We start from the raw sequence: 18450 nt of genomic DNA, 5'->3' as shown, positions 1-18450 counted from the left end.
GGTCCTTGGACCGGTCAGAAATGGGGTTCCTTTTTTAGGTTTGCATAACCGTTTGGATCTCCTCCCCATGCTACGCCCCATTTCGAACGTTTTGTCATGGAGTTTTTTAGGGAGAAAAACCGGCATGATGATATTTTCATCATGCCGGTTTTTGAGCATAGGGCCGGTGATTTTTTACGGAGAGCGTGCTGGATACATATTGGCACCACTTTGGCTCCAGTTTCGGCCCATTGCGAAAAAAAGGGGCTTAGTGGATGCAAATTGGTGCCAATCTGGATACAGAATGACTCCACATTGGATCCAGGTTATACATCTATCCACTTAGTGGGTACAAACTGGCACCACTTTTGTGTCCAGATTGGGGACAGACTGGAGACAGTTCTGTTCCTATAAACCTGTACAAAACGGCACAGGGATTTATCCGCACACGGTTGATGATAGAACAGACATCACCTGCAACTCGTGCCAGCTGTGCTCTGGAGTCCACTACGGTGAAAACTTAAGAAAATTGGTTTCGCAATATGCTGGCAGCCGCCAAGGCGACGGCAATAAACAGGTGAAGGGTATAATTCAGCATTCGCAGAACGCTGTTGAAACCCCCAATCAACATCAGGACTCCCTGGGCCGGATGCGTATGCTTGGCGACACAGGGCATAATAAGTAAGGAACGCAACAGCGTTTCCTGAATGGGTTTTATAGATTCTACCAGTTGTTTTAACGAACTCAAGGTAAGGGAGGTAGCGAATCATGCAACGCGTAGCAGGTGCGGTGATGGGTGCGTTGGTTGGGGATGCGCTGGCCTTAGGCTGCCATTGGTATTACGACCTGGCTGAAATGCGGCGGGACTGTGGTCCGTGGATCACGGATTTTATTACACCTCGTCCCGGTCGTTATCATGAAGGCCTGCTCGCTGGTGACATCTCACAAACCGGAATACTTCTCACCATGCTCATGGAATCATTAGTGCTCTGCGAGGGTTACTCAGAGGATGATTTCACCCGGCGACTGGATACAGAGCTGTTTCCGTATCTGGATGGGACACCCATGCAGGGACCGGGAGGGTACACCAATCAATCCATACGGGAAACTTGGCGCAAGCGTGTGACAGAAGAACGTCCATGGGGCGCATGCGCTGGAGATGCAGACACGACGGAGGGTGCAGAGCGTGCCATAGCTATTGCCGCCTTATATGCCCTACACCCAAGAAAAATGGCTGAGGCGGTTTGTAGCAATATCCTCCTGACCCAATGTGATCCGGCCATCGTAGCCATGAGTGTCGCCTTCAATGCAGTGTTGGCACAGTTGGTTTCCGGTGCTTCCTTGACGCCACAGATCAACGCCAAACTCATGGCACAGGTTCACAGCGGAGCATTACCCTTCCACATGGTTACCCAAGGTAATCTGCAGCCACCGACTGCTGCAGATAGTGAAAAGGCGCATGTTGGGCAGTTTGCGTCACCTGATGCTCTACTCACAGCAGGATATGCAGCCTTGGCGGCCACAGATATGGACATCGTCATCGAGCCGGCCTGGAAAGTGAGTCTGATTTACGGTATGCCCTGTGCCATTTATCATCAACTACCTGCTGCTTACTACTTGGCCAGTCGTTTCAGCGATGATTATGAATCCGCCGTATTGCACGCCATCAACGGAGGCGGACAAAATATGTCCCGCGCGATGCTAACAGGGGCGCTCGTAGGAGCTCAGGTAGGTTTGGAGGGGATCCCTCGTCGTTTCATCACCGGCCTGCGTGATTCCCAGCGATATCTGGCGCTGGCCTCGGAAATAGAACAATTGGCGGTACAACAGAAGCCGATTTAACCCATGCCAGAACACGGCGCTCGAGTATTTTGTTTCTACGGTGGGGAGAGATGAGGCGATGATTCGGAATTATATTCGCCATCAGGAGAAAGAGGATGAACGAGTGGATCAGTTGAATATATGGGGCAGATTCGGGCCACCCTGTGGTGGCGCCAAACTGAGGAGTCGCGTTAGCGTTCCCGTTTTAAGCCGCTTTGAGCGGCTCACGAACTAAAGCTCCCGGCTTTGCCGAGAGATATTTACTTGATAACATCAGTGACGTCAGCGGCTGCCTGACCCGCCACAATACGCCCAATCGGCCCCAGAAGACTGACGGATTCTGATAGCAAATCGATGTTCTCCAAAGATCATATCCGTAGCTTTTGGGTTATTTCGGCCACATGCCGCCCCTGAAAACGGGCGATGGCCAGCTCGTTGGCACTGGGCTGACGACTGCCATCTCCGTTGGATAGTGTCGTGGCACCATAGGGTGTACCTCCGCTGATCTCACTCATATTCATCAGTTCCTGACAACTGTAGGGGACACCAACCACGATCATCCCCTGATGGAACAGGAAAGTGTGAAAAGAAGTGATGGTGGTTTCCTGACCACCGTGCTGCGTGGCTGTGCTGGCAAAAACACTGCCGATCTTGCCCACCAGTTTACCTTCTTGCCAGAGATTTCCTGTGCGATCAAGAAAATTACGCATTTGCCCACTCATATTGCCGAAGCGTGTTGGCGTGCCGAAAACAATCCCATCATAATCCGCGAGATCATCGGGGTGCGCCTCTGGCGCAGCTTGATAAGTTTTGGCATGCACAGCGGCCAAGGTTTCCGCTGGCATGCTTTCCGGCACCCGCTTAATATCCACCGTCACGCCGGAGATGTCTCGTGCGCCTTCAGCTATGGCATCGGCCATGGTTTCGATATGCCCCCAGAGGCTGTGATATAACACCAGTATTTTGCTCATAATACTCTCCTCGTATTGGTCAACGCCTTCCGAGAGTAAAGATGATAAGTATACCTTGTAAAGTAGGCACCATCAGGTAACCACCTACATGCCGCCCTAGAAAAAGGTGACGTGCCGTAAAGCCACCGGCCATGTTGACCATGGCAACCAAGTTAACTTCATCGGAACGGGATGCTTTGCACAAGGCGATATCGGCACCATTTCTCGAAGATCAAGGATGGCACGAGGGTAGCCACGGCGAAATCCTTAACGAGAGGGGAAGGACGATCTTCGAGATAGGATACGCCAAGGCGATTCGCAAAATTCTGTGTGCATGACAATCAGCATTCGACACGGCCACAGACCTGTCGCTATTACACCTTGAATGTCTGCAAAAGACTGGAAGCGGTCATTCAGCAGCTGAAAGAAAATGAACTCCGAGGGAGCTATCTGGTTGACTGTGCCAATCATCTCCTTCCACATGCCGGAAATTATGGCTGGTCTCTATTGAGGCGTTTCATGTGTCTTCGCCCCTGAACCGGAGGATGTTTTTCAAGGTGTGAGCGACAGTCGTCGGCCTTATTGCCGACCAATCCGGCTTCCAGCAGTAACCAGAAGCCATCAGCTTCGCCGGTGGCGTATTCACAACGCGCCAAGTAAGAATGGCGCGATCCGATGAATAGCACTATATTATTCCGACATGACGACAAATAGGCAAAAGAAAGAGATCGTCATGGCATATGATGGCACATGCGATAAAAGAGCAGATAAGGCCCCTTACAGAGCCAGGCTCTTCGTCCGATTGAGTGGTAGGGGCAGAATGCTGTGGAGCACTCGCGCCCTGAATAGGAGTTTGATGATAGTCCCGGAAGATCTGTCTCTCTCTCGTTAGGACTTGGTTCCGCCGAAGGGGTGGATCATGTGACTTTCACAGTGGAGGAAAAACGCCTGGATCTGCATATCAACTTTCCCAAGGACAGTCGCTTAGCTTGCCCCGTCTGTGGTGGGGCATGCGTAGTATATGACACCCGTGCACACTTGGCGGCACATGGACTTCTTCCAGCATGAAGCCTATTTCCATGCTCACGTACCTCGTGTGAAGTGCCCGGAGCATAGTGTTCATCAGATATCTGTTTCCTTGGCACGGAAAGGCTCACATTTCACCCTGCTCTTCGAAGCGCTGATCATGACCCTGGTGCGGGAAAAGCCGGTATTGACGGCAGGCCGCATGGCCGGCGAGACCGACACGCTCCTGTGGCGAGTGATTGACCATTATGTGCCCGAAGCTCGTGCGGCAGTGGATATGGCCAATGTCCATACTGTCGGCGTCGATGAAACCAGTAGTCGGCGCGGTCATGGCTACATCACGCTATTCGTTGATCTGAATGCCCGGCGACTCTTGTTCTTGTTCGCTACTCCCGGCAAGGATGCCAAGACCTTTGAGAAAATCTCCGAAGATCTACAGGTCCATGGAGGTAACGCGGAAGCGATTACCAATATGGGCACCGGCCTCTCGCCAGCCGTCCAGAAAGAGGCTGCCGAGCACCTGCCCAATGCTGAGATCACCTTCGATCGTTTTAACCTCATGAATCTCGTCAATGAGGCCGTAGTTGTCGTACGCAAGGGGGAAGTCCTCACTCTGCTCGACCTCGTAAAGACCCGATGGCACTGGCTCAAAAATGATAGCAATCTCAAGGTTGAGCAGAAAGAAAAGCTGCAGAACTCACTCAAAAAAGACCAGAACCTCAAAACGGCACAGGCCTACCAGTTTTGGCTGACCTTTCAGGATATCTTCACGGTCAAGAATCGCCACCGGGGCGCCACCCTGCGCAAGATCTGGATGGAAAATGTCAAGAACAGCGGCCTATCGCCTATGGTCAAGGTCGTCTACACCATCATGAATCACTGGGTCGGCGTATTCCGATGGTTCGAAAGCCAGATCACCAACGGAATTCTCGAAGGCTTCAACAGCCTTATCCAATCCGCCAAGACTCGGCGGGGCTATCGCACCCACAAGACGTTTATCAACATGGCTTGCCTCATTTTGGATAAGCCGGATCTCAGGCTATCCACTTAAAATGACGAAGAATCTGGATGCGTTCCCCAATTTCATTATTTCCGGCTTGAACATCGCCGTGCCGAATCCAGGGAGCCTGACGGCCACATTAAACCCTGGCACGGCTTACCTGAACGGTACCCGCGTCATTATCGCTTCTCAGACAGCTTTCACCAACACTTACCCTCCCAGCAGTGCTATCTATGTCAGCGTCAACAACGCGGGATCGGTGAACTACTCCGCTGGATCATCCGCGCCCAGCGGATACGTGCTTATTGCGCGGGTGACCAGCAATTCTAGTAATATCACGTCCGTTCAACCGCTGCTGCTGCCCCTAAAAGTAACCCCCGAGCATTTCCGCGCGATCGGAAACGGCGAAGCCAACGACGCGCCAGCGTTTATCGCGGCACTGGAATTCCTTGTTTCCATAGGGGGAGGTGTTCTGCATCTAAGGGCCGTTCGATACAATCTTGGGACTAACTTTATCACCACAAATGGAACTAACTCATTGGTCCCGCTGCCTATTCTGTCAACCTCTGGGCCATACATAGACATCGTCATCTCCGGTGAGTTCACGGTTCGTGCAGCGGGGGCCGTAGCTCCGAACTCAGGAACCGTGCTTTTATCTCAAGCCACAGGAAGCGGCACGCTACCGTCCTTAATAGGAGCAGTGGCCCAAAACTCGGGCACCCCGTCGTGGACAAACTTGGGCATCCACTTCAAAAAAATCAAGTTTCAGACGCGGACCAACGGTGGCGTCATAGGCGCAAACCTTTACTCATGCGTGAACGGCTCGTTTGAAGATGTCACGGCAGACATAAACTCCAAACCTGGCGGCTTCGTCCCACCCACAATTATCTCCACGGGCTTGATCCTTCCTGGCCCGGGTAATTTTGGAATATCCTACGCGGAAAAGTTCTACATAACCGGGTATTATTACGGCCTGCAGCATGCTTCCCACGCGCGGCTCAACGGACTCATGCAAAATTGTGTATCCGCAATAACGATTCCTGAGTCATACAGCCATATCGCTTCATACCAGCGTGTGACAACACAGGGGTGCTCGTATTCGATTTTCTGCGGCGCAGCATCAGGAAAGGCAACAGAGGAAAACTCCATATGCGGAGTGTTAGACATCGAGCGCGATACATCGTTTCCATTCGTTGATGATATTCATGTCGCATTCGGAGCGTCGCTAAATGGCTCTCTTATTTACAATGTGGCAGCCGATAATATGTCGTTTATAAGCATCGCTGGGCCAGGTTCGAATAACCTTATGCTGTTCAGCGCGGCAATGGGGCAATATGTTACGCCGTTAGCAAAAATTATAGTTACATCTAAAAGTATTACCGTAACCCCCACCGCAAATAACACGGAGGTTTACCCTGAAAACTTGCCTGTACCGATAACGGTAACCGTGGAGCCGGGGAAGTACATTGGGCAAAGCGTCACGGTTTATGGCCATTATTCGGGCAATGTCACGGTAGCTTCGAATGTTACTTCTGGAGAACCAGCCTTTTATTTACCAAACAACGTAGCTATTTATACTTACATAATGCAGGGTGGAAACGGAAGCACCCAGAATATCAAGCTCATCTGGAACGGGGGGGCGTGGAATGCTTATACACAAGGGTCTCTGTTCCTGAACACCGTGTCCGTTACCGCCAATTTTTCTATCGCTGGCACTGGCGGCGGTTCCATCGTCATGACTCCCCCTTTACAGGGAGTCTTCAAGGTAGTCAGTTTTATGCTTACTGGCTACATGAACAACACAGCAACGGCGCAAACGCAAAGGTTCCCAACCATGTTTACCCAGATCCCTATTATATTAGGCAATAATACCGGCATAAATCCGACACTATCCACCAACGGAATCACGTGGCCCGTCAGCATGACGGCTGCGGCCAGCGGCAACATCATAATCGGGGGGCAGTAATCTCGAGTGCGCCAACAGGTGTATCCGCCGTCTCAAATCGCGCATCGTGCGCCGCCGCCTCATCAAACAGAATTCACCATGGCCTCCCGGATTTCTGCAGTAGGTACCTGCAGCAAATGGCATCCCCTGTCCGCTACAACCCGGGTTAAAAAGTAACCGGTAACTGAGCGGCGTATCTTGCGGGCTACTTCAGGATATGCCGAACTATACCGCCACCTACAGGGGATGGTGAGGAGGCCACCCACCTAAACTTCAGCCATAATAAGAAAGGCATTATATTCTACTGATCCCGTGTTTCTCCATAAAACGATATAGCGTGACACGAGAGATGCCAAGTTGGGTCGCCGCCCGTGTGACGCTGCCCCGGTTGTGGCCTAGCGCGGTGCGAATGGTGTTAATTTCCATCTTGTCGCGCGCCTCGCTCAGAGTAGTAACCGAGCGGGTCGAGAAGCTGTTTCTTCGATCTAGTCCCAGATCGACAGGGGAGATAAGGGACTTATCACACATTACCATGGCTCCGCGTACCCGATTGACCAACTCGCGGACATTACCCGGCCAATCGTAGTGGTTCATGATGTACAGAGCATCTTCGCTGAACCCTTTGACCCTGCACCCTTTTTCGTCGGCGAAGTGGCGGAAGATATATTGGGCCAACAGGGGCACGTCCCCGATACGTTCGCGTAAGGCGGGCATTTTAATCTGCAGGACATTGAGACGATAGTAGAGATCCTCGCGGAAGCGGCCCTCGTGCACAGCCTTTTCCAGATTGACGTGTGTGGCCGCAAGCACCCGCACATCTACGTTAATGTCTTCTTCACCACCTACCCTCTGTATGGTTTTTTCCTGCAGGAAACGTAGAAGGTTAGCCTGAAGTTCCATAGGCAGATCGCCAATTTCATCGAGGAAGAGGGTGCCGCCGGAGGCGACCTCGATGCGGCCGATTTTACGCTGGTGGGCGCCTGTGAACGAGCCCTTTTCGTGACCGAAGAGCTCGGACTGGATGAGGTTCGCGGACAATGCCCCGCAGTTCATGGCAACGAAAGGGCCACCGGCCTGCGGGGAGCGTCTGTGAATGGCTTGCGCGGCCAGTTCCTTGCCTGTGCCGCTTTCTCCGGTAATCAGTACAGGAGCCACCACCCCGGCCACTTTGCGAATACGCTTAAACACTTTTTGCAGCTGTGGGCTGGTGCCGACCATTTCACTTTCGCCATTGTTGCGCACCTCCCGTTCTTCGAGCGAGAACGTGTCCGCGATGATCTTTGCCATCCCCAAGGCATGTCCAAGTGTGTGCAGCAACCGGTTGGGATCAATGGGCAGGGTGTGGTAGTCGTAAAACGTGCTACCGATCAGCTCACGCAAGGGGAGTAAGTCCATGGCCTCCCTAGGGAGCAAGGCGATCAAGTGGATTTGCTCGGCCTTGGCGATGACGGATTCCAAGCGCCGGTCATTATCAATGATAGCTTGATGATCTAGAGCGACGATCCCCACTTTAAAATCTGCTGTGACCAAGAGTCGTTGCAGGTCACTGATATCTTCTGCGTACTGCAGATGCCATCCTTCGCTGCATAAACGCACCGCGCACGGTCCTATAGCCCGCTTCGCACCGAAATACAGTAGTGGGCGACTGGCATCAAGGGTACCTACTCCGCAAAGTTGACTGCGTGACATATTAATTCCATCCCGTCATATATGTATCGCGAAAACCATAATACGAGCGCCGTGTTTATAACTCTATAGTACTCCTAATAAAATGATACTATCGGTGAACGTCATTCCCGCCCTTAGTCTGCAGCTGCCGATCTTGAGAGTGGCAAGGCCGGGGCTACCACACGGCAAGGCATTGGCTTTTTCACCCACTGAGGGCTCAAAATTCAAACATCTCCTTATATTCTACTGTATTGTTACATGCCCTTTTTACTGTGTAAGCGGCTGTTGCGCGAATGACCTTTTGCAGCATGTCACGGGGCACCTGTGCACCACGCTATCGCGTACATCTGCAGACTCGGCTTGGATTGCGGATGACAGAGTCGGCTCCATGATTATAGGTTCTGCCAGTGACGCTTGTACCATGAAATCGTCATCGCCAACCCATCGTCAAGTGGAATCATAGGTATCCATCCGAGACTATAATAGGCTTTGGAAATATCCAGGTACTTAATAGAGGGCGTGGTTTTTATTGGACCAGAAAAAACGGGGATCTGCGCTTTTCCACCGAACATTTTGCTGGCTACGGTTACAAGAGCTTTTGTGGAGATAGGCTGTCCTGATCCAAAGTTGAAAGCCTCTCCTGCCTCCGAGTCAAGATGTTCCGCTACAGCAATATATGCTCTGGCCATGTCACTGATATGCAGACAGTCGATCTGTGAGGATCCATCATCGCGCGTACCAAAATCATAAGGTGCACTGGTGATCATGTTGGATATAGCCCTCGGAACAATACGGCTGAAGTTGGTGTCACCAGGGCCATAGGTATTCATGAACCGGCAGCACGCAGCTTTCATCCCATATACGCTTGCATAGGCTCTGACTGCCACATCTCCAGCAACTTTGGATGGCGCATAAATGTTTTGCGCACTAAGAGGCGGGTGACCTTCAGTGATCGCATAGTCCGTACTGGTCGCTCCGTAATAGGCCCCGCTGGACGCAAAGACCAGACGGTCGACACACCCGGAGGTCCGGATCGCTTCCAAAACGGTATAGGTTCCCTCAGCATTGACGCTCAATGTTTCAAAGGGTAGAACGTTACTTATAGGGACAATGGGCTGGGCAGCAAGATGAAACACCGTATTGATCTCGAATCGTTGCAGTGTCTGACGCAATAAATCAATATCACGAATGTCCCCCTGTATATAATTCACCTGCGGAGCAATGTTGGCTAAGACAAGATAGGAGTTTTTTGGTAACCAACGATCAAGTATGTACACTCGCGCGCCAAGAGCCAGCAGGCTTTCGCACAGATGTGAGCCACCAAACCCAGATCCACCGGTTACCAGACACTGTCGTCCAAGCCAAAAGTTGCTCATTTTACTGACCCTCTTGCTGGTATCCGGTTTTCATAAGGTCACGATAGAAACGAATCGTCGTTTGGATAGAATCCAGAAAATCTGACTGAGGTGCGAAGGCAGTCGCATTCTGGAGTTTTTCCCCATTCAGGTGTTGTTTTGTGATGGCACGTACGGCAGTTGTACTCGTACGAACTTTAATCGCAATGCCATTTTCAATAATGGTGTCGGCACGTTCCTGGTCATATTCCCTTTCCACCTCGGCAGCTTGTTCAACGATGGCTTTTAGCATCAAAGGGGTTGACATATAGGTCCCTCCTGCCAGGTTATACACTTCTCCACGACACCCCTTGGAGTGGGCGAGTAAAAGGATGGCGCGGATTAGGTCGTCGACGTAAAGGTAATCTCGATGGTGTTCGATGGCATCAAAATAAAGTTCTGGTGCCTGAGGCTCCTCATTGGCGAAAATGCTGACCATAGCTTTTGGCAGTAAGCGGTAACCAATGTTAAAATCCCATGGACCATATATGTTACACATTCTCAGGGTTACCGTAGGGATACCAAATGCTTCATGATAGGTTCGGGAGAAAACATCTGCGGCTAGTTTGGCTGAGTCATAGATCCCGATTCCATGCAGGGGAGTGAGATGTTCGAAATAGGAGTCCCCCTCCATTTCTCCGTAAACCTTGTCAGTAGAAGACAAGAAAACCATATTTACTTTATAGGGAGCCACGCGACAGGCTTCGAGTATATTGACCCAACCCATCGTATTAGCCATGATGGTCTCGTGCGGTGCGAAAACCGCTTTTTCGACAACCGTTGCGTAGGCGGCAAAGTGGAAAATATAGTGGAATCGGCCCTCTGAAACAATTTTGTTCATAGCTTCGGCGTCAGTCACATCTGCCTCTTGAACAAGCACATTGGATCGCAGTTGCATAGAGGCACAGTTCAATATGGAATCGCGGGTAGGATCAATGTTGATATCCACAACGGTAACATTGGCGCCATACTCCACCAAGTGCTTTACAAGGTGTCCACCCAAAAAGCCAAACCCACCAGTCACTAATATATTCTTAGCTTCAAAATATTCATTGGGGAGTTGCTGCGGTAGTATTGAAATTTTATTTTGCGTGTACATGCTCGTTATTCTCCAAGTGCTGCGTTTGTGCGTGAAAAGGCTTCGTTACTCATACCTCGTCTAACTGTTTGTTTTAGAAGACCTACAGAGTCAAGATAGTATGGACCTAAGAGGTTTAAGGAAATCATGCTATGAACCATTCTTTTTTTCTAATGTGTGTTGGTGCGCCATGTCATATAAGTTTCGCACATTAAGTAGAATGAATTTTTCACGTTCACTATATGAAGCAAACGGTTTATTTAATAACCGACGCAACCAAAATATCGTCTTTTTATTCCTTTCAGCGCACATCGCGCGGTGCCGAACATAAAACCATGGATTCTGTATAGCTTCCTCAAATCTTGTGTCTTCAGGAATCTCTAACCGAAAAACCTCCTCCATTCTTTGCGTTTCAGTCAGGACAAAATGCGGTTCAACTTCCTGAGGCGACATGAACCATCCCATACGCTCTACTAACGGTGACTCAAAACTGAGAAATCGTACCAGCCATACAGACAATATCAATCCAGAAAGTAATGGAATATACCAGAAGAAAAGACCGATTTTTGGTATACCGAGAATATATTGGACTGCAGCAGTATCCATGGAGAAAACATAATCAATAACCAGCACTGACAGCACCACACCTAAAATACTGACCCAGCCAAACTGCGCAGCTGATTCACTCCATGTGAGATGTCGGTCATCGCGAACCTGTTCTCCCCAGTGCAGTTTTTTTCCACGAGCCCAATACAAAATTATGAGGGTAAATTGAGCCATATAGATCGGCGCCATCATGATGCTCAGAATGAAGTAAAGAAGATAGGACCAAACCATCTTTACGATACCGCCGAAAAGATGTGCTGTACCATTCTTGACGTTGTATAAGATGGGAAGCAACATTTTCATGAAAATTGAAAATGCCAAAAAGCCCAAAGAGAAAAGAAAAAAAATACGGTATTTATACATCACAAGGACACTGATCATTGGATGCTTAAAAATATAGATCAAACCGAATAATGCCATTGAGAAGAAAATCCATCCAAGAATTGGATTTACGTAGTTAATAGCACTGGTAAAAAGTCTTGCCTTATACAGCGTATTGATACGCGTAGACATAAAGAATCGAAAGTACAACATACTGCCGTACATCCAGCGGGTTTCACGTTTCATATCATCAATCAGGTTTGTCGGCAGCTCCTCGTAGCCCTCAATCTGTGGCAGTGACCATATTTCATAACCAGAGCCAGCCATCAGTGCCGCTTCTATATAATCGTGTGAAATAGGTTTTCCACTAGCGAATGGCCCTTTGGCAGGCAAGGATGGAAGCATGCAGTTATCCATAAAAGCTTTTGTGCGGATAATGGCATTATGACCATAATAATAGCCATGCCCCATGTAAAAATAGTTTTGTCCATAAAATCCTATTTTTAGGGTCAACGCCGAGATGAATCGACTAATCCTGGCGTGCAATGTTTTACGTAGAACCATTGAAAGATAGCATTGAACAATACCAATTCTTGGATTCCCGTCCATGATGCGAGTGAGTTTAACCAACGATTCACCGGGCATAATACTATCAGCATCTAGCATTATCATGTAATTATAATTATGACCCCATCTCCGGCAAAAGTCAGTCACATTCCCAGACTTTGAATTACTATTCACACGGCGATGGCGGTATACAAATCTTCCTCCTGGATATTTTTCGATGAGTTTATGAACAACCCACTCTTCTTGAATAAAGCTATCAACTTTTTTACTATCGGACAAGATGAAGAAATCAAATCGGCTTGATTCTTCAGGAAATTGAGTGCACAAATCCGTCCAGCTGGCTGCAATCGCCGCTCCGACCCGCCTAGGCTCTTCGTTATAAATAGGACATATAATTGCTACATGAGTGCTCTGATGAATGATTTTTACCGCGCTATGTAACGGATGATATGGATCTTTATCGATGCCGCGTAGAGACACAAAAAAACCGAAAAACATGCCAACGAAATAGGTCATACCCAGATAACCAAGACTGAAATAAGCCAGCAGAAATGGTCCATATACCCATGGTGAGAAGTGGTACATGAGCATGAACAGATAGGTAATATAAGTCATTATGGAAATTAGCGCGAAAGATAACACCCGACTGATCGTTATCCGGTTTTTTGATGCCCGTTCCCATTCTGGTGGATTACTTTCAGGACAGTGCATGACGCAACACCATGTGTGCTATTGAGTCTCTGGGAAATGGCGTACTGATTAGCAGATTATGGTGGGCCGTCTTCTGGACTATTATTTCGATGGAACAACTCTGATTTGCAAATTCATCGGTTATGTTGTACATATCTGACCATGATTTTATTTTTCCGGCGATGAACCATAGCGTCTCATTATCAGACACACCAGGTATTCTCATCTGTTGCAGATAATTTGCTTTTTCTTCCTGTGTCATTTTCATAAATTATAACCCCTTCGCTATGCCAATAGGATAAGCAGCACTGAACAAAATAGAAGTAATCTGTTGGAGACGAACGCTAGGCGCATTAGCTACATAAATGACGCTTCCGTTTTGGATGGGAAACTGTTGTGCTGCCCGCAGACCCGATACATGATCCCAGGCGAATCGGTAGATTACTTTGTGAGACGGCGAGAGCACATAAACAGAGCGGCCTTGAGCCGTAGGGCCAATACCGCCCGCTTTGGCCAGAGTTTGTGCCAAGGTGGGTGTGAAGCCAAAGGAAAGTAGACCACTCTGAGTGAGGCCCGGTCCAAGGCAGTTCGCCCGTACCAGTGTGCGATGTGTCAGTATCACCCGATCCCCAGGGGCGAGCGGCACGTGGTGCATCAGCGCGGCTCTTATGGAAAGTGTGTGGGGCTTCCCGTTTTGCACTACAACAACTTCGTTAGCCTGCAAACTATGGCCATAATCCCGTCCGGTGCTTCTGTATCCACCTGCGCGGGTGATAGCTTCTGCCAATGTAATTCCAGCATTCTGCCAATTCAGAATAGTAGGTTTTGCGGCTGAACCTGTCACGACGACATGCTGACCACGATTTTTTATCATATGCACACGTATTTCTGGTGACTGAAAACGGCGTAACCCTTCCACCAGAAAATCCAAACGGTTATCCGCATCAGTAGTCGACAAGCCCCCGATTTCTGCCTTGCCGATATAAGGTAGATTCACGAACCCGGTCTCATTAAGTGTGTACTGTCCCATATTTTCTTTACGTGGATTATGGTCACTTCCACCGCCTGAACCCAATCCTGTTTGAACGGGCATAGTCCAAAATGTGACACGCACTACATCGCCCGGCATAAGCCGTACCGCCACAGTTTCTAATCTCTTTTTTAGGGGATCTATTTCGCGGATGGCCTTCAATTTTCTGTCTTCCAACTCTTTTCGCCAGAGTGTACGGGCGAATTTCGGGCTGACAGTGATTAAACGTACATTGTTATGTTTGGTCTGCGCGTGTATCTGGCTATCTGATGGGCCTCCACTAGGGAGGAAGGCGCAGCCGCTGAGCGCAGAAACAGCTACCAGAATGGCTGAGGCCGGCTTTATAGTGGATTCCAACAGGTCCTTAATCATTTGATCACCAGGAAAAGAATAGAGGTAATAAGCAAAGTCCACCCGATCCATTCAATGCGATGAGGTAAGGTGGGATCCGGTGGCAAGGAAGGGCCGCTAATGTTTTCGATGTAATACTGGTGCTGAATAGCTGATTGTTGTGCTACCGCCAGCTGGCTGTATGCAGCCTTGACCAAATTTTCTGCTACTTGTACTGCGTTTTGTTTGTAAGTATAGGTGCCGTATCCTTTCGTCAGACCAGACACTCCATCAGTTGAGGCTTGAATATGGCCAATCTCTGACTGAATAGCCTCAGCGCTCGCCTGTAGGTTAACAATCTGATGGCTGCGTGGGGCTGCCCCTTCGATTACCTGCATGCGCGCCAGGATAATAGCCTTTTTGACCATCAAGCTATTCAATAAAGACATTTTTGACGTGTAGGCAATGTCGGGGCTTACGATGTGGTGCTGTACCTGATAACCAGATAGAGCGTCGATAGTCTGATGAAGGCGGTGTTTTGCCGCCTCTACAACTTTTTCATCAAAAGCTTCCGCTTTGTGAAGCGCTTGCGTATTGAGCGCATTAATGGCCGACTGCCCTGCCTGCAAAACTGAACGGTTTAATCTGTAGGACCCTTCTGGCGAGTAACTTATTGTAGACAACTCCATAATACCGCTCTTTTTATCAATTGTTATTCGTACGTGATTCCTATAATACTTCCAGAGGGTGGCCTGATTTGTAGAGAAGCCGTTCATTAAACCACCAAATCTTGATACAAAATCGCCCTGTGAGAAAATATCTGCAAGATGCTTTTCATTTTGCGCCTGAAATCCCGTCCAGGAATGAATGTAGTGACTCAGGATGTAGTCGCCCTCGAGAGACTCACTGCCTGACTGTGACAATTGCAATGTCATGGTAGCCCTGTGCTGATGAGGCTGGTACACCACAATAGATGAACGGCTGACATACTCCGGCGCTGCAATTACTGCAAAATATACTATCGAAAAAACATTTGGTACTGCGACTATCCAGAAAAATAATGGTCTTTTGTAAAATGGCTTTTTCATTTTTAAGAGTATCCTTTGAGCTTTAAATTATGTGTCTGTTCAAAGGAAATCATGGGTTTATCCATCTCATATATTGCATTTCCGTTTCCCATGGTGCACCCCTGTAATGTGTTTATGTTTATTACTCCGTGACTATAATAAGCAAACGTCGCGTACTTACAATCTTGGTAAAATGTGAAACAACGCCTAATTTCAGGTGCCGCTTGCCTTAGATTGCATCCGTCGGCTGGCCGTTTTTTTGCTGCCCTGTTTTTAGCGCGCAAAAATGATGCGTCAAGGTTTCCTGTTAATATTTGTCACTCAGCAAGTTATGTGCCACTTGTTGCAATGGCGTAGTTTGACAGTCTTTTCCAGAATGATTGCTCATTTTCTCAAGAGGTAGTTGAGGAAATATCCGGTCAATTTGTAACTAAATTTATACATAATACCTAGTTAAGGTAATTCACCATGAAAATAGCAGTTAAGTTTCATGCAGATATAATGCCAGAGAGATTTTCACTTAATTTGTAATCAAACCCACACAAGGCGCCTGTTTAAATCGGCTCGCCGCAAAATTAACAATTATTTATCATACAGGTACAATCTCAGAGGAAGCTTTCGATGAATTTGTAAGTAAACTCATACACGAAATCTAATTTAATTGACTTAATACAATAATTATGGTTATTTATCATGCAGATACAACGTAATTTAAGGCTGATCAGTATTGTGTCTCTGGTTTTTCTGGTGTGTTGAATAGTCCTTCTGGATGTGGACCGAGCAGACCATAAGAAATGCACTTGGAAATGCGAAGGAAATATCAGCGGACTGCGGAATTGTGGCGCAACTTATTGGATTATATTTGGTATTTCGATATGCCCAACATCAGATAACTTTTATTTCATTGAGATAACCGGTCTTGGGTTGCGTCACCGCGATCATAACGTACAAAAAAATGACGTAAGGAAATAATGGCATGACTCATGAAACAGCCTAATGGGGCCAAATGGGGACGTCCCTTCATCTGCCCGAGTCGCATATGTGCCCTACCGCACAGACGACTCACCATAAACTTCATATGATTGATCATTAGTTGACCTATCACCAATCGAGTAAGCTGTTTCAGTTGCACGCAGATCTGATGTGACGTCGTAGATTAGAAAAAGTAGTAATCCACCGTCCATAAAGGAATTAGATTTTGTGCATTGGTAGGCAGCATGGGTTAAAAATATATGATTTTGGAGTTTAGCATGAAAAAACCAGCCCGCCATTCGACCATGAAGTTCCCTAATTCCGTTCGCACGGCCGTTTTCCCCGTCGCCGGTATGGGCACAAGATTTCTACCCGCAACAAAAGCAACGGCTAAAGAAATGATGCCGATTGTAGACAAACCACTTATTCAATATGCGGTTGAGGAAGCTTTAGAAGCTGGATGTGACAGATTGGTTTTTGTCAGTGGCCGTGGTAAACGCGCCATTGCTGACCACTTCGACGTCGCTTTTGAACTGGAGTATGAGCTTGAGCGCTGCGGGAAAAAGGAACTACTCGAAGAAGTGAGAAGTATTGTGCCACGCGGAGTCAGTACGGTCTTTCTCCGACAGCCTCACCCTTTGGGGTTAGGCGATGCAGTACTGATGACTCGAGATGTCGTTGGTGATCATCCCTTCGCCGTGCTACTCGCCGATGACCTCATCTTAGCCAAGAAACCCGTGCTAGCCCAGATGATAGAACAGTATGAACACTATCATGCCGCCATACTGGCCATTCAACAAGTACCTCACAAAGAAACCAATAAATACGGCATTATTCAGTCCTGGGCGTGGGAAAATAGAATTCATCAGATATCGAATATTATAGAGAAACCCAACCCCGATGATGCACCATCTGATTTGGGTGTGGTGGGCAGATATATTTTACCTCCAAGAATATATGACTATTTAGAAAATTTACCTGCCGGAACGGGTGGCGAAATTCAACTCACCGATGGGATTGCGGCTCTATTACGAGAACGGCAAGTTCTTGGGTTCGAATTTGAAGGTCGAAGGTTTGACTGTGGTGATAAGCTTGGCTTTTTACAGGCCACGGTCGAGTATGGCTTACGTCACGCTGGCGTTGGAACATCCTTTGCTGAGTATTTGCACAAGCTCGCAACGGATGGAATTTGTTCCTATATTGCAGACAAGCCAATAGCTCTACTGACACGCAAGAAAAAATCGCGAGTAGCGTAACAAAACTTTCTGTCATGTTGCTAATTCATAAGAAAAATGTCGCAGGAAGTAGGCTGATGCAAAAACAGTGCGGGCCGAGATAAGTTGGAATTCTGCAAAAATGCGGAACAAGCCTCTGGTGATGCATTGTCTTATAACGCCAACAAAACTCTACATAGTTTCGGGAAAGCCTTGTCTTGAGGTGTGTTGATTAAAAAGGAGAAATTATCATGAATGTATGGAAAACGATGAAGACGCTCACGCTGACAATGATCATGTTGACCCCTCTGGCCCTTGCCGGATGCGGAGGCGGCCCTAGCGCTAAAGCCGAGTCAGCACAGAATGATGCACGTGCTGCCCAGGAGACGGCCAATCGGGCCTTGGCGAAAACCGATGCGCTAGAGCATAAACAAAATGAAGCATTAAACCGGGCAGACGCTGCGCAACAGACGTAAGCGTCTAAGCAACCCACCTTCCCAAATTTTCTGTCCTGACTGATCCTGATCTGCATTCAGCGCGGAGGGATGGGGATGAAGAAAGCAGAGAAAGTCGCTTATTGGCGGCAACAAGTGGATGCCTTTCAGGCGAGCGGCCTTACGGTTAAGCATTATTGTGCGCAGACGGGGATCGCCGTTGCCACGCTGCATTACTGGCGCAAACGCTTTGCTGATTCTGAGAGTAGGCCTTTGCTGGCCGCCGTGCCCGAAGGGTTTTTGCCGGTGACTCTGGCTGCACCGGTCAGGACGCCTGTTTCACCGGTAGAAATTCACC

Annotated in this window: 16 protein-coding genes and 2 pseudogenes; 8 read left to right on the top strand and 10 right to left on the bottom strand. The window is 48.4% G+C overall.

All coding sequences use genetic code 11. From position 1 onward, the window contains the following. Window positions 1–499: 499 nt before the first annotated feature. Window positions 500–673, bottom strand: a complete 174-nt coding sequence (locus H7F11_RS13515; protein ID WP_193650042.1) for a hypothetical protein — start codon at window positions 671–673, stop codon at window positions 500–502. Between the two features lie 74 nt (window positions 674–747). Between H7F11_RS13515 and H7F11_RS13510 the strand changes: the two genes are divergently transcribed. Next, entirely contained in the window at window positions 748–1821 is a 1074-nt protein-coding gene (locus H7F11_RS13510; RefSeq protein WP_193650008.1) for an ADP-ribosylglycohydrolase family protein, read from the top strand. A 25-nt stretch (window positions 1822–1846) separates the two neighbouring features. Next, window positions 1847–1945, top strand: a pseudogene (locus H7F11_RS13505) (IS200/IS605 family transposase); the annotation flags it as partial. 223 nt (window positions 1946–2168) lie between these two features. On the opposite strand, the gene wrbA reads toward H7F11_RS13505, so the two are convergent. Beyond that, entirely contained in the window at window positions 2169–2771 is a 603-nt protein-coding gene (gene wrbA / locus H7F11_RS13500; protein ID WP_193650009.1) for an NAD(P)H:quinone oxidoreductase, read from the bottom strand. Window positions 2772–2902: 131 nt separating this feature from the next. Here wrbA and gmtX point away from each other — a divergent pair, with 131 nt between their 5' ends. Next, a complete protein-coding gene (gmtX, locus tag H7F11_RS17300; protein ID WP_413773199.1) occupies window positions 2903–3088 on the top strand; it encodes a gamma-mobile-trio protein GmtX in 186 nt (61 codons plus the stop codon). 153 nt (window positions 3089–3241) lie between these two features. On the opposite strand, the gene H7F11_RS13495 is transcribed toward gmtX, so the two are convergent. Next, window positions 3242–3436 (bottom strand): hypothetical protein, encoded by a 195-nt coding sequence (locus H7F11_RS13495; protein ID WP_193650010.1) that lies wholly within the window; start codon window positions 3434–3436, stop codon window positions 3242–3244. Between the two features lie 173 nt (window positions 3437–3609). On the opposite strand from H7F11_RS13495, the pseudogene H7F11_RS13490 reads away from it, so the two are divergent. Continuing rightward, a pseudogene (locus tag H7F11_RS13490) lies at window positions 3610–4827 on the top strand (ISL3 family transposase). Window position 4828: 1 nt separating this feature from the next. Then, the gene (locus H7F11_RS13485; protein WP_193650011.1) at window positions 4829–6742 is read left to right on the top strand and encodes a hypothetical protein; all 1914 of its coding nucleotides are present in this window, start codon (window positions 4829–4831) and stop codon (window positions 6740–6742) included. A gap of 273 nt (window positions 6743–7015) precedes the next feature. Here the strand turns inward: H7F11_RS13485 and H7F11_RS13480 are convergent, their stop codons facing one another. The 7 genes from H7F11_RS13480 to H7F11_RS13450 form a co-directional block, all read right to left on the bottom strand. Further along, a complete protein-coding gene (locus H7F11_RS13480; RefSeq protein WP_193650012.1) occupies window positions 7016–8410 on the bottom strand; it encodes a sigma-54 dependent transcriptional regulator in 1395 nt (464 codons plus the stop codon). A 371-nt stretch (window positions 8411–8781) separates the two neighbouring features. Further along, a complete protein-coding gene (locus tag H7F11_RS13475; protein ID WP_193650013.1) occupies window positions 8782–9765 on the bottom strand; it encodes an NAD-dependent epimerase/dehydratase family protein in 984 nt (327 codons plus the stop codon). A 1-nt stretch (window position 9766) separates the two neighbouring features. Then, a complete protein-coding gene (locus H7F11_RS13470) occupies window positions 9767–10882 on the bottom strand; it encodes an NAD-dependent epimerase/dehydratase family protein (protein WP_193650014.1) in 1116 nt (371 codons plus the stop codon). A 129-nt stretch (window positions 10883–11011) separates the two neighbouring features. Then, the gene (gene mdoH, locus H7F11_RS13465; protein WP_193650015.1) at window positions 11012–13066 is read right to left on the bottom strand and encodes a glucans biosynthesis glucosyltransferase MdoH; all 2055 of its coding nucleotides are present in this window, start codon (window positions 13064–13066) and stop codon (window positions 11012–11014) included. Further along, window positions 13053–13313: a hypothetical protein gene (locus H7F11_RS13460; RefSeq protein ID WP_193650016.1), complete on the bottom strand. Its 261-nt coding sequence runs from the start codon at window positions 13311–13313 to the stop codon at window positions 13053–13055. The genes mdoH and H7F11_RS13460 overlap by 14 nt, the downstream gene beginning before the upstream one ends. 3 nt (window positions 13314–13316) lie before the next feature. Continuing rightward, entirely contained in the window at window positions 13317–14489 is a 1173-nt protein-coding gene (locus H7F11_RS13455) for a polysaccharide biosynthesis/export family protein (protein ID WP_193650017.1), read from the bottom strand. After that, complete coding sequence (locus H7F11_RS13450; protein ID WP_193650018.1) at window positions 14444–15493, bottom strand: hypothetical protein; 1050 nt, start codon at window positions 15491–15493, stop codon at window positions 14444–14446. Before H7F11_RS13450 ends, H7F11_RS13455 begins: the two co-directional genes overlap by 46 nt. A 1229-nt stretch (window positions 15494–16722) precedes the next feature. Between H7F11_RS13450 and galU the strand changes: the two genes are divergently transcribed. The 3 genes from galU to tnpA form a co-directional block, all read left to right on the top strand. Next, window positions 16723–17700: a UTP--glucose-1-phosphate uridylyltransferase GalU gene (gene galU / locus H7F11_RS13445; protein ID WP_193650019.1), complete on the top strand. Its 978-nt coding sequence runs from the start codon at window positions 16723–16725 to the stop codon at window positions 17698–17700. Window positions 17701–17909: 209 nt separating this feature from the next. Then, window positions 17910–18134 (top strand): hypothetical protein, encoded by a 225-nt coding sequence (locus H7F11_RS13440; protein ID WP_193650020.1) that lies wholly within the window; start codon window positions 17910–17912, stop codon window positions 18132–18134. Window positions 18135–18209: 75 nt separating this feature from the next. Beyond that, the coding region (gene tnpA / locus H7F11_RS13435) for an IS66 family insertion sequence element accessory protein TnpA (RefSeq protein WP_193658195.1) at window positions 18210–18450 on the top strand (241 nt) is incomplete at its 3' end.

The organism is Acidithiobacillus sp. HP-2, assembly GCF_015100155.1.
Lineage (GTDB): Bacteria > Pseudomonadota > Gammaproteobacteria > Acidithiobacillales > Acidithiobacillaceae > Acidithiobacillus.
The sequence above is the reverse complement of the archived record's forward strand: the minus strand, read 5'-3'. Positions and strand labels throughout refer to the sequence as shown.